Consider the following 11,951-nt stretch of genomic DNA (forward strand, 5'->3'; position numbering starts at 1 on the left):
TTAATTTAAAAATGAAATTTGAATCTGTGTTGATACAAATAATCTTTAGTGCAATAAATGGGTTGGAAACTTTTGGTAGCAGTTGTGGCAGAAGCACAAATTCTGTTGTGATGGTGTGCTTGGTTCTGTGAATGAATTCAACACACTGCCCAACATACTTCCCAAAAACGTTCCTGCGATTCCACCAACAATCGGCGGTAGATTAAAAGACTTTGCGACTGTGGTTCCCAATGCACCTAATGTGGTGGGTGTAACCAGACTGGATAAAGTTGTATTTGGTTGTTGTGTACTTACTTCAACCAATATCACATTCGTTGAATGACAAAAGGGACAGCTCAAGCTCATGGCTCGACTCCTTAAATTTTAGGCATAAAAAAGCCTGCTCGATGGCAGGCTTTGTTGTCATATTTTCATGTGATCTCAAAAGAGCTTCATGATTCTCATTAGGATGTTATGTATCTGAAATTATTTGGAATCATCCTAAAACTTTTAGGACTATTTCATTATTCAATTAGCAATATTCCTTCATCCAGTTTTCACGTACCAACTATCTTTTATCATCCAATCTAAATTCAATTTCGAAATTGATACCATCCCAAACAGTTAGTTCACCAATCCAATCTTTTTTTGCATTGAATTTTTTAGAATATTTACTACCATCCTTGCCGTCTAAGATATGTTGAAAATCACTTGAATCATTCAGCATTGATATGATCGGTCTTATCTTTAATTTTTCTTTAAAAGCAAGATCAAGGTTTTTTTTAAACTCATTACATCCATTTCCAGACCACCTATCTATTCGATCACGGTATAGTTGCTTTCTTTCAGTTGGATGCTTAAAGAGTAATGGTTTATGACCCCACAAGCTAACTATGAGTTCGTTATTAGAACTAATGGAAGATACAGACCAATTAGGATTTTTAAGTTCCGCATTAAATTTCTTGAACTCATCTACAATTCCCATAAGGCAATACTCATTCAAAATAAATTTCATTTAGAAAACGGTTTATAAAACAACGAATCATAAGAATTATCAAGAAAATATAAAGTGGAATTTCAATAAATTCCACTTTAAAAAAGAAGCCTACAAATTTAAGTATTGCTATCTTTTTTTATTAAGAAACTTAATTCAGATTGCTCAACATCACACTGCTCAAATATTTTTTTCTCTGTACACGACAAATTTCATAGGGCCCTTGTCCTATCAGGCTTTTTCTTTCTTAAAATTGCGAGCACTTTCTTAAATTCTTCTTTTTTTCCAAAACCAATCAAACGTAGAATAGCCATTTGAACATAGTCCAAACCGTAGCGAAATAAACTTACTGAAAGTCGTCCATGCTTCTTTATTTTTATCGCTTTTTTTCGATCATGTTGCCATTCACCTGTTAAATAGCACCAACAGAAACCGATAGCTAGCACTGCTATCAATTTCTTGACTCGTCCAGGGTCTGTTAAACGAGTATTTTCAAGATTGAATCCACGTCCTTTGAGACAACTAAATAAGGTTTCGATTTCCCAGCGTAATGCATAATCACGAATAGCAGAAGCATTAAACATAGGAGAAACAACAAGTAAAAGTTCCCCATCTTCTAATCGTAGCGCACTAATATACAGTTTCACTCGACCAACCCAAATACGTCGTTTACGACATTCAGTTTGACCAACTTGAAGATGACGAAATAAATCACTAATTTTATGATTCCTGGCTAAGTGATTGGTCACAATAAAGTTTTTTTAACACGTATACAGAAGTTGATGTCATTTTCAATTAACCATGTAAACCATTTCTCACCGATAAATTCTCTGTCTGCGAACACATTCACAATACGGTCTTTACCAAAAATAGAGATAAAGCGTTGAATCAAAGCAATACGCTCTTTTGTATCTGAATTTCCACGTTTATTGAGCAATGTCCAAACAATAGGTATCGCTATTCCACGATAGACGATGGCTAACATCAAGATATTGATATCTCGTTTTCCCCATTTCCAATTGGTTCTATCTAAAGTCAGTTGCACTTTGTCGAATGAAAACATATTGAAAATCAACTGAGAAATTTGACGATAATCAAAATACTGACCTGCAAAGAAGCGTTGTATACGTCGATAAAATGATTGTGGTAAGCACTTGATGGGTAAGGCTTTAGATGCAGAAGAAAGATTACATGTCTGTTTTACAATTAATGCAATCATAATCAGTGTAAAACATTTTACATGTGACTTGTTCCACTTTAGATATTTGTTTAAGATGAGATGTAACTCATTGAAATGTGTCATCATATTCGTCGTCAGAAAACAAGTATTATGCCATTATTTCAATGAGTTATCTTTTTTGTCGTGTACAAAGTATTTTTTTAAGAATATTTATTTTGGTTCTCGTTGAACAATTTGTGTATAAGAAAACCGACCTACTGATTTCAGTAAAATTATTTGTCGTTTCAAGCAAGGAAAGATCATAAAACTTTTGATCAGCACATAAACTCATAATTTTCGTTGTGTGTTGTTCTAATAAATATTTTACGACATCTATCTGCATTTCTTTCCATGATTGTACTTTAGATTCAACATCATACAAGGTATAAGATACTAAAGTGTATCCTGTAAAATCAAAGTCATCTTCCAGTAAATATTCATTCGTTTCCTCTACAGGTGGAGCATAACTTGTTGTTGGGTAATACCATAATTTAAGTGATTTCTTTGATAGGCGGCTTTGTCTTTCAACCAGCTCATCTTCCGTCCATTTTAGACATTCTCTTACATATTGATTCAAACGCAAGTTACTGTCTTTAAATCCATTTTCAACGTCTAATTTATCTTTAAAAGGTCGATTACTATATTTGCTGTTATAACCAGTTAATGTCAAATTTGGTAGAGTATGCAACCATTGCTCGTGAATCTGTTGTGATTTTTCACCCAATTCTTTTTGCCAAACAGGAGAAAGCGTTTGGGGCATGATATGCTCTATGGTGTATGTTCCATCTTTAATTCTTTCAATTACATTAATTTGTTCTTTGCTTTCCTCATTTTCTAGAAAACTAAATAAATATGCTTTATTTTTCGAACTCATGGCATAAATGTTACGGCTAAAAAGAGCTTGCTCAAATTCCTCATCATTAGGAAAACGACTTGATTCCTCTTTATTTAACAGCACATATTTATAAATTTCAGCATAGGATGCCAATTGACTAGATTGTGCTTTCTTAGTCACATCTTTATCTAAAGTTGCAAAAATTTTAGACAAAGCATTAGTGGCTAAACCAACAATCAAACGTCTAAATAAAAATATTTCCGTTACTCTTAAAAGTTCAGTGACCTCTTGATCAGTAAGATTTTTTTCATTCCAACGTTTTAGAATTGCCAATACGACTGGAAATATAACGGTAAACTCTAACTGACTCAGCCGTACCAACACAGCGGTAAAACTGTTTTGATATTGCATCGGATTCAAAATGATTGCATAAAGCTTTGAATACTCTAGTAAATCTTTTAATAGTGCCTCAATGTCATCATTATTCTTTTTCACATAATCTTTGAAAGTAAAATAGATATCTTTAATAACGACTGTGCGATTTAGTTTTAAGGTTAAATAATCTTTGAAAAAATCACTCACCTTAAAATTGGTATTTTTCTCAATTTTGTTCCAAAAAGCTTCATAATATTTTTCTTGTAATTCAGAGGAAAGTCCCATCAAAATGAAATTTCGGATTTTATCTCCTTCCTCAAGCTCAAGTCCCGTCGAGTTCAAACTTTCAAAAATAAGCTGAGGGTCATCATCCTTTTCTAGAAAAATATCAATTGTTTGTAGTCGTGAAATGGCATCATACAAATCATCAATGTCGATATTTTCATTCAGTATTCTATCTCGAAAATATCTAAAATTTGACGTTACATTAGAACCATCAACAAAATCTGATTCATCACCAAACAATGCATCGAAAGCTTTACAGTCATCTTTGATTGGCTTTAATCTTATTTTCCGCTGATCTTCTTGATACTCATCTACTAAATGTTTTTTGGTGATTTTCTCTATTAAACGATCATCTTTAGGAATAACTTTTTTATGCTTCAATAAATCCACAATAGCAATCAACAAAATTGATATGGTCGTTAACCGTTGTTGCCCATCAATAATTAAAAAATCTTCTCTTTTGCCGCCTTGCATATGGCTTGAAACAATACTACCAAAAAAATGAGGGGCATCAGGCTTTTTAATTAACCCTTTTAAATCATTAAGTAACTGAGCACAATGTTTGTTCTGCCAACTATAGTTACGCTGGTAAACAGGAATGATAAATCTTTTATCCGAGCCATCAATAAATTTCAGAAATTGTTTTGCTTCACCCTTCATTTTTTCCCCGTTACGTAAATATATACATTTTAATGATCATAAAGTATGAGTACCAATTCTATAGCAATTAAAATGATTTAATATAGATCCATACCCATCTTAGAATTTTACCAAAAACTTTTTTTCATACGCTTCAATCTTTGATTTTACTTGTTTTTCCAATATTGCTTGATTGACTAAACCCACCCTTAAATTTATCATTCGACTGCTGACCTACATCGTCAGTCGGTTTTGACAGACCGTTTCCTAAGTGCACTAAAAGATCCCTTCTTTTGGTGTGAGTACTCGTGCTCCCTCTGCGGTAGAACGGGAGGGGGACACCTTCGGGTGTGCTGATTCTTAGGTTCAGTCTGTCAACCCTCTTTCGTTCTGCCACCATTATTTGACAGTAATTGGTAGAACTTCTTAAACCTAAGGAGTAGTCGCCATGACTCAGCACTTTCTATCTTTATTATTTTCCCTAAAACGATTTTCTATTCCTTTGTTGCATTAGCAGCATTCATAAATTTTTGCTTATTTGAATGATCTGAACGCTATCTAGCCTTAGACGGTTTTGTTGCATCTACACGTTAGTCCATTCAGCAAAATTTATTACACATCAAATAACACAATAAAAAATTAGGGGAAATGATGAAAATTCAAACTTTACTTGTGCTCATCTCTATTGCATTGATGGCTTCAGGTTGTGCCAGTAAAACAGAACGTCAATTTATCAGTGGTTGTAAAACAGGTGGTATTGATGGCAGTACCTGTTCATGCATCTACGACAAACTTGAAGATAAATATGGAGAGGATGGTCTTAAAAATAATCTGTACACCCTTCAACAAACTGAATCCTTTCAAAGGGATATGGTCAACGTTTCCTATCAGTGCATGAAGGAATAGCCATGAGAACACTTGCAGGCATCATCTGTGTCATCGCCGTGATTTGCTTTTTAGGTTTGCCATTTATTGGCTTCATGATCGTGATGGGAATTTTTATTGCATTGGCAAAATATGCAATTGGGGGAAAGTAAATGAATTCAAATATTAAGATATGGGTGATTAGTAGCTACTTGGTGATTGGTTTTTTCTTTGCCATCTATCAACACTTTTGGGGACAGTATAACTACAAGCCATTTACCTACAATTTGGGACAAGGCTTAGTGTGGCCTGCTGTAATGTTTCCAGTCATCGGTAAAATTGTAGGCGGTATCTTGATCCTCTTATTCATTTGGTTCGTTGTTATTCGACCTAAGTTATAACGGAGTGCAATCATGAAAAAAATACTTTCCACTGTAGCACTTTCAACTTTACTAATCGCTTGTAGTCAAAACAATCAGCCAGCTCAACAAAGTGCTACAGATCAAGCTGAACACAGCTCATCTAATACTGCTACACAGAAGGAGCAATCTAAATATGCCCCATATAGCAAGGAAGAGGTTGAAGCCAAAGTACAAGCCTTAACTCAGATTGTAGAAAATGATACCGAATATCTCCCTGCTGCGGTCAAACAAGCCCAATCATTTCTTGAGAGTTGGGATAAATATCCTGAAGCACTCAAATCCATGATGGAGTCTGATCTTGATCCCAACAATCCTGAATATAGCAATAATATTCCGATGGAGATGGAGCAACCTGCGTTATCTGTTCGTGCCCAAATTTCCAGTCGTGAGTCTCAATCTGCTTTTAATGTACAAGGGGCGATTGAATATATTCTAGAAATTCAGTCCACCAATGATCAACCTTTTGTTTTACAAGGTATGAGTATTAACCGTGGTCGTTGTGGTTATTACACCGCTGACTTTCATAGCAAGATGCCTGTACAAATGAGCTATAGTTCTACGGTATCGTACTTGTTGAAATGCCGTGGTGATCAGGTACTTGAAGCTGAATTAATGACCGACCAAGGCAATGTGAGTTTGTCTTTTTGAGGTTAGTAAATATGGAATAGAGAACACGGTATTAGCAGTGTTCTCTATTCTCAAAATGACCTATTCTTTATATGCCTCTTCGCCAATTTACATCAAACTGGCTAATTCCAAATGTTTTCATATTCAGAGATGTCTTGGTACTAAACGTTGGTCTACTTTTTTAGGATTCACAAAATATATACCTGCACGAAAAGCATTCTCACGTTGTTTTGGTTGATCTCTATGGATCATTCCTATACCAAGCAAATCATTGACCGCAAACTTTTCTTTGTTCTCTTTTCGATTACAGTTGAAATAGCTCCCTTGGTTATCTTATTCATAACGTCATTGATGATTATAACCGTGAGTCATTGGATATATTGATTGACTTCTCATTACCTGCTGAACGGGTACTAAGAGGGCTCGACCAACTCATTGCATGGCGAGGAAAGCCCAAGCAAATCAGATCCGACAATGGCCCAGAATACATTAATGATCTCATGGAAAAGTAGTGTGAAAAGCACAGTATCGAACATGTATTCACGCAATCTGGTAATCCACAGCAGAACGCATATGTTGAACGTTTTAATCGTACAGTACGTTATGAGTGTTTGAATCAATATTTATTCATAGATTTAAGCGAGGCTCAAGACTATACAACTGCATGTCTGCACTTTTATAATCATGAGCGATCTCACATGTCAGTTAATGGTAGCCCACCTAATTTTAAACAATGATAAGAGGGTTGGTTTTTCTACTCATTAATTCAATTAAAATGGGGGTATTACCGCGCATCCTAATAGCTTTACTTAAATTTTGTAATAAAGAGAACACTTCATATGGCAACAGAAGCAAAATTTCGCGAAGATCCTGATCTAGCATTTCTACAATATTCTGATTTTCAAGATCTTAAGTTATTATCAAACACTTTAATCGCTGATAGTGAAGGTACAGAACAATGGACAGGGGGGCTTAAAAGCACACTTGTTAAAAACATGAGCATGTACTCAACTGAAGACGATTTATATAAAAATAGCTGGAAAGCAATTGCTGCTGAAATTCAACTATTTGGCGGAGATACAGTAGTCAACCTTGTCAGAGGAAAAGGGGTTTTATATCGTGAACTACTAGAAGATGTTGCAAAAAAAACAGGTGTAGATTTCCATAAAGATACTTCTGATATCAGTCTTCTTGAAGAAAAAGTACTAAGAACCCTTTTTGGTCGAATCACTCAACTTAATGAGCTGGACTTCATCAATAAAAAATTGAAAGAAAAAGGATACTTAGGACTAACCTCAATTAAAGAAAGCCCTCTTAAAACGATTAAAAATAGTCTTGGAGGTGGAACCGCTTCAGGTACAGCTGGTGGACTTTTAGCTGGATTAAATATGGCTAAAAATTTTATTAAGGTAAATCCATTCGTTGCAGCCGCAACATTACCTTTAACTGCAAAAGATATTACAGCTCCAGCTTATCGCGTTACGATACCTGCTGCCTGTATTGTTGCGATGATGAGGATTAAGCATGAAGAAAATAAAAATAACTACAATGAGTTCTAAGGTATCAGCATGTTAGATAAAGTATTTAGTTACGACATTGAAAAATTTTCAAAAGAGCTTTTAGAAGCTATAGCAAATGACCAGGTGATTTTTAGAGATGGCGTTGCCTACTGGAAAAAGGGGCTCGAACATGTAGGCATTATTCAACATATTCCTTTAAAAGAAGTCAGTTCTGTAGGTGTTGAAACTTTTGTTCAAGGATTAGGCTCTTTGCAATCAACATTGCAAACCACAATTGTTGCAGCTCAAGCTATTTCTACTGCGACGTTAATGGTAGCAATGGTTATCCAAACTCAAATTTTAAGTAAAAAAATTGAGGCTGTAAAACAGTGCGTCTTGAAGGTTTCTCAGGATATCATAGAACAAAACATTTTATTTTATACAGACAAAGCGAGCGAGTATTTAGCTTTATTACAGACCTTTAAATTACTACTAGACAACAGAACCCCACTTACAGATGTTAATCAGTTAGCCAATAATACTTTGTCATCCTCTATACAGCTTAAAAATCATTTAATCTCCTTTATTGGAAACCTACTAAATTTAGTACAAACTCAAAAAATTAGTTCACAGCAACATGTTGAGCTAATTATGCAATTTATCCAACAAATGATGGAAATACTACCCATTGGAATGCATCTAGAATTTATTCTTTCACATCGACTAAATCAAAATGAGTTTTCTCAAGTTTTGATTGAAAATAGCCATAGCCAATATTTAGGCTTGTTTAGTCAGTACCGCAATTATCTCAATGAGATTAACAATGGTCTGAAAGAGTTTCGGATAAAGCAAGATCAAGTTCCATTTTTTGAGAAAATCAGGCTACCTGCAAAAAACTTGTTCCAATATTCAATACATGTAGAGTTACTTGAAAAGCCTGCGAAAGAAAGAATCACTTATATAAAATCACAAACTGACTCTAAAGAATTTTAAGCTATAGTAGCTCCACCGTTTTCTATTTACTCTGCTACCGTTGTAATCAGGTACTTGAAACTATAATGGTTACAGATTTTTGTCATTTTGGTATCAGATTGCACAACATAGAGAACATGCTATTAGCCGTGTTCTCTATTAAAAATCTAATATTTATAAACCTCTTCGGTTTTTCGAATCGATCACACCTTTACCAAAACTACGCATATAGGGTGAAGCCTTCACTCGAGGATGTTGTTGTTCTTTTTCTCCATTCACTAGATAAGGAACTACGTAATTCAGAAAATTATTAATCTTCTTTTCATCATGACGATGAATCATTCCAATGCCTAAAGTTCCCATCGATTCATAGATCGCCATATAGTCAGGATGGTTACAGTTAAAAATATAACCACAGCCATGCGTGATCTGCTCCCAACACTCACCTACCCACTGCCCCATTTCAAAACCACTTCGATGTACATTCCCATCGTACATAAGTAAGAGATGACAATGGTAGCCTTTGCTAACACCATGCTCTAATGCCCATGCATAACCCTGCAAAGCACTAAAGCAAGTATCCTGATCTGCGATTCGACGAAGCAAAGTGTCTAATGCTTTGTTAAATGCCTGAATGTTGTATAAGGCTTGATATTCCTGAAGAATGGATAAATCCACACGTACAACTAATAGTCTTGCATAATGATTGATCAATGAGGATGTATAGTCGAATAGGCTTTGCTGATTCTTTAATTCACGTTGTTGAAAATCGATCAGTTGCTGTTTTACACAGCCTGATAATGACTGGATGTAAGTCAAAATATGCCAGATGGTCATCTCATCAAAGCAGACTATACAATCATAGTCTGCCTGTGGCATTAGGCTGAGTGTATGATCAACGATGTTCACCACCTCAATAAATATCAGCACTGTATTGCAATAGAAAAAATTAGCGTTATAGATTGGCTTAAATGACTGAACTAATTTTTGTAGGTCTATCATCAGGTTTTCAAGATATAGATCATAACTACCTAAGCAAACTTCTTGAATAAAATGATCTACTCCTGCCAGTACTTCTGATTCATGGTAAAGCTGATCATATTGAATATTCTGGTACATTTGGATTCTCTCTCGAAACATAAGGTTCATATCTAAGAGAGAGATGTAAAATTTTACTGATCTTGATTCTGTAGCAGGATGTTGTAGTCATCCTGCTTAGCTGAATAGGTTCATAGACGTTGGAACATACTATAGGGTTAGTTCTGAATATTTTAACACTGTGTCATTGATACATGATGTATAGCCCATTTGAGTATGGGCTATACCGAGCTAAGTGAATCACAGTACTCACCTAACTAGATAAGATATTGTTTATGTTTAATATATTACCTATATATTACTTATAGTTAATAATATATATTACCTGCTAAGCGCCCCACCCAGTAGTTCCAATAAAGTCTTCAACCATATGACGCTTATCATCGATGTATCCAAAGATGTATCGAAATATACTTAGGCTAAAGTTACACTACTTTTTTCAATAAATACAAGATGATCTATGGACATACTCTCCTTAGGGAGGAGTCCAAAATCCTTTAATTGTTGCAGGCTAGGTGAATTATCAAAACTTAAAATCCTCTCCTTAATTGTTTGCTTCTGAGACTCGAATTGAACATCATTTGTGTTGTCTAACAGAAAAAACTGATTTGCCTGCAAGGTTGGATCAACCATAAAAATGCAACTATAATTTTGCTGCTGGGAAGAACGAGGAAGGATACTATAAGGTTTCAAGTTTTTGAGATTATCTTGAAATACTAGAAAGGGATAAAGTTGATTATTTGCAATTAAAGTTATCAAAAGACCAACCAACCAGATGTGATGAAATAGATTTTTTAATTCTTTGCCATCCACAGATTTATTCCGATCACTATCCAGCAACGATAAAAATGAGTTTAGTCGCAATGTACTTTCAAGCTTCTGAATGCTCTCTGAATCCAAAAATTCCAAGCCAACTAACAACCGTTCATATCGATTTTTCACATAAGAAAGTTCAGTACACCACTGCTCTAAATAACATTGAAACAATGCACATGAAGACAAGTCACCATTTAGTTGAAGCGACTGGGTTTCAGTTTCAACATAACTTACAAATTCTTTCAACCAGACATCTTCATTTATCGCTACATATAGATTCAACAAATTTGAAACCAGATCTTCTTGGCTCAATTTTGGTTGATCATCGTTCTTAGGTATTGCGCGATGACATAAGTGGTCACTCAATTGAGTCGGGATTTTTTTAATCAAAGAAGCGAATGCTATATGATGGTCTGTTTTTATATCTGTCTTATACTTTTCAAATAACTGGATCAAACGACCAATTTTTTGGACTTCAAAGGAATGTGGTTGCGGATATTTGATAATGAAAAAGCAACCATATCTAGCCTTATCCCCCCATATCTCATGTGACAAATTCAGCACAAAAAAAGGATTACTTACACGAACGATCGCACTAGATTGCGTGCCATCCACTCTGGTACGGACTATCCCTTGTTGTTTTAATTTTTTTATACATCTGAATATCGCATCTTTCGACAATCCCGTTTTATGCTTTAACTTATGAATTCCACATTTATTGGTGATACCAAATTGATTACTATGTCTAATCAATACCATTAACACTAATGCTGTTTTGAAATCGATTTTTCCAGATAATATCGGTTTAACATGTTGTAAGTGATGTACATAAAAGTCATGTAGTCTTGTATCAACAAGATGAAAAAATAATGCCTTAAGCGGAAGGTCATGATTCATCAACTTAGTGAACCAACGCTCAATATCAAAATGACTTGTGGTCTTTAAACTTCCCCTAACACTAAACATTTCAATATCTAATTTTACAAATGCTTTGCCAGATTTATCATCAGTTCTTTGAATGATAGTTTGATGCTCTTGTAATTCATTCAGCGTGGTCTGCAATTTTTTTTCATGAAATACAAATTCCTTTGCAGTCATTGCAGTCGTTAAACAAAATTCTTGCCCTCCATACATTTGAATTATTTGGAGTAACAACCATCGTGCTGTTGGGCTCAAAGTAATAGGAGAAAATTCATGAGCAAGTAAAAAAAGTAAAAATCTATCTTCCATGAATCTATCGAACACTACCCACTTGTAATTTCACAAATATGGATGATAAAACTCAAATACGCAACTATTAAAATTTAGTAAATATTAATTTAACATT

12 protein-coding genes and 2 pseudogenes are annotated in these 11,951 nt (G+C 34.7%); 7 read left to right on the forward strand and 7 right to left on the reverse strand.

Annotated features, from left to right (window positions below; translation table 11 throughout):
- Positions 1-45: 45 nt before the first annotated feature.
- The 4 genes from CDG55_RS12555 to CDG55_RS12570 all read right to left on the reverse strand — a co-directional run bounded on the left by CDG55_RS12555 (position 46) and on the right by CDG55_RS12570 (position 4,347).
- Positions 46-345 carry a hypothetical protein gene (locus CDG55_RS12555; protein WP_026070451.1) on the reverse strand — a complete coding sequence of 100 codons (300 nt, stop codon included), beginning with the start codon at positions 343-345 and terminating at the stop codon, positions 46-48.
- Positions 346-547: 202 nt separating this feature from the next.
- The gene (locus tag CDG55_RS12560) at positions 548-964 is read right to left on the reverse strand and encodes a hypothetical protein (protein ID WP_005002354.1); all 417 of its coding nucleotides are present in this window, start codon (positions 962-964) and stop codon (positions 548-550) included.
- Positions 965-1,185: 221 nt separating this feature from the next.
- Positions 1,186-2,276, reverse strand: a protein-coding gene (locus CDG55_RS12565; RefSeq protein ID WP_100222603.1) for an IS4-like element ISAba33 family transposase whose coding sequence is annotated in 2 segments (ribosomal slippage) — positions 1,186-1,736 and positions 1,736-2,276 — 1,092 coding nt in all. Because the reading frame shifts where the segments join, the coding sequence is not laid out codon by codon here.
- A gap of 46 nt (positions 2,277-2,322) precedes the next feature.
- Entirely contained in the window at positions 2,323-4,347 is a 2,025-nt protein-coding gene (locus CDG55_RS12570; RefSeq protein WP_087536364.1) for a DUF262 domain-containing protein, read from the reverse strand.
- 630 nt (positions 4,348-4,977) lie between these two features.
- Here CDG55_RS12570 and CDG55_RS12580 point away from each other — a divergent pair.
- Genes CDG55_RS12580 through CDG55_RS12590 form a run of 4 tightly spaced genes read left to right on the forward strand, consistent with a single transcriptional unit; the run spans position 4,978 to position 6,260 of the window.
- Positions 4,978-5,232 carry a hypothetical protein gene (locus CDG55_RS12580; protein ID WP_031995669.1) on the forward strand — a complete coding sequence of 85 codons (255 nt, stop codon included), beginning with the start codon at positions 4,978-4,980 and terminating at the stop codon, positions 5,230-5,232.
- A 2-nt stretch (positions 5,233-5,234) separates the two neighbouring features.
- Positions 5,235-5,363: a hypothetical protein gene (locus CDG55_RS15595; protein ID WP_002045493.1), complete on the forward strand. Its 129-nt coding sequence runs from the start codon at positions 5,235-5,237 to the stop codon at positions 5,361-5,363.
- Complete coding sequence (locus CDG55_RS12585; protein ID WP_017394886.1) at positions 5,364-5,591, forward strand: hypothetical protein; 228 nt, start codon at positions 5,364-5,366, stop codon at positions 5,589-5,591.
- 12 nt (positions 5,592-5,603) lie between these two features.
- Positions 5,604-6,260, forward strand: a complete 657-nt coding sequence (locus tag CDG55_RS12590; RefSeq protein WP_017394885.1) for a hypothetical protein — start codon at positions 5,604-5,606, stop codon at positions 6,258-6,260.
- A gap of 67 nt (positions 6,261-6,327) precedes the next feature.
- Here the strand turns inward: CDG55_RS12590 and CDG55_RS15530 are convergent.
- A pseudogene (locus tag CDG55_RS15530) lies at positions 6,328-6,572 on the reverse strand (hypothetical protein); the annotation flags it as partial.
- Here CDG55_RS15530 and CDG55_RS12600 point away from each other — a divergent pair.
- The 3 genes and pseudogenes from CDG55_RS12600 to CDG55_RS12610 all read left to right on the forward strand — a co-directional run.
- Positions 6,569-6,976: pseudogene (locus tag CDG55_RS12600) on the forward strand (integrase core domain-containing protein); the annotation flags it as partial. The pseudogenes CDG55_RS15530 and CDG55_RS12600 overlap by 4 nt on opposite strands.
- A 102-nt stretch (positions 6,977-7,078) precedes the next feature.
- Complete coding sequence (locus tag CDG55_RS12605; RefSeq protein ID WP_017394884.1) at positions 7,079-7,798, forward strand: hypothetical protein; 720 nt, start codon at positions 7,079-7,081, stop codon at positions 7,796-7,798.
- Positions 7,799-7,807: 9 nt separating this feature from the next.
- Positions 7,808-8,731, forward strand: coding sequence for a hypothetical protein (locus CDG55_RS12610; RefSeq protein ID WP_005146791.1), 924 nt, complete (start codon positions 7,808-7,810; stop codon positions 8,729-8,731).
- 153 nt (positions 8,732-8,884) lie between these two features.
- Here the strand turns inward: CDG55_RS12610 and CDG55_RS12615 are convergent, their stop codons facing one another.
- Together CDG55_RS12615 and CDG55_RS12620 are read right to left on the reverse strand one after the other, a co-directional pair.
- Complete coding sequence (locus CDG55_RS12615; RefSeq protein ID WP_031995668.1) at positions 8,885-9,829, reverse strand: YagK/YfjJ domain-containing protein; 945 nt, start codon at positions 9,827-9,829, stop codon at positions 8,885-8,887.
- A gap of 393 nt (positions 9,830-10,222) precedes the next feature.
- Positions 10,223-11,854, reverse strand: coding sequence for a hypothetical protein (locus tag CDG55_RS12620; RefSeq protein ID WP_031995666.1), 1,632 nt, complete (start codon positions 11,852-11,854; stop codon positions 10,223-10,225).
- Positions 11,855-11,951 lie beyond the last annotated feature (97 nt).

Origin of the sequence: Acinetobacter sp. WCHA45, from assembly GCF_002165255.2 — a bacterium.
Taxonomy (GTDB): domain Bacteria; phylum Pseudomonadota; class Gammaproteobacteria; order Pseudomonadales; family Moraxellaceae; genus Acinetobacter.

Excerpts from the sequence above, each read along its gene's own strand:
- CDG55_RS12570 (WP_087536364.1), bottom strand. The coding sequence starts at position 4,347 with ATGAAGGGTGAAGCAAAACAATTTCTGAAATTTATTGATGGCTCGGAT.
- CDG55_RS12590 (WP_017394885.1), top strand. The coding sequence starts at position 5,604 with ATGAAAAAAATACTTTCCACTGTAGCACTTTCAACTTTACTAATCGCT.
- CDG55_RS12585 (WP_017394886.1), top strand. The coding sequence starts at position 5,364 with ATGAATTCAAATATTAAGATATGGGTGATTAGTAGCTACTTGGTGATT.
- CDG55_RS15595 (WP_002045493.1), top strand. The coding sequence starts at position 5,235 with ATGAGAACACTTGCAGGCATCATCTGTGTCATCGCCGTGATTTGCTTT.
- CDG55_RS12610 (WP_005146791.1), top strand. The coding sequence starts at position 7,808 with ATGTTAGATAAAGTATTTAGTTACGACATTGAAAAATTTTCAAAAGAG.
- CDG55_RS12580 (WP_031995669.1), top strand. The coding sequence starts at position 4,978 with ATGAAAATTCAAACTTTACTTGTGCTCATCTCTATTGCATTGATGGCT.
- CDG55_RS12605 (WP_017394884.1), top strand. The coding sequence starts at position 7,079 with ATGGCAACAGAAGCAAAATTTCGCGAAGATCCTGATCTAGCATTTCTA.
- CDG55_RS12620 (WP_031995666.1), bottom strand. The coding sequence starts at position 11,854 with ATGGAAGATAGATTTTTACTTTTTTTACTTGCTCATGAATTTTCTCCT.
- CDG55_RS12555 (WP_026070451.1), bottom strand. The coding sequence starts at position 345 with ATGAGCTTGAGCTGTCCCTTTTGTCATTCAACGAATGTGATATTGGTT.
- CDG55_RS12560 (WP_005002354.1), bottom strand. The coding sequence starts at position 964 with ATGGGAATTGTAGATGAGTTCAAGAAATTTAATGCGGAACTTAAAAAT.
- CDG55_RS12615 (WP_031995668.1), bottom strand. The coding sequence starts at position 9,829 with ATGTACCAGAATATTCAATATGATCAGCTTTACCATGAATCAGAAGTA.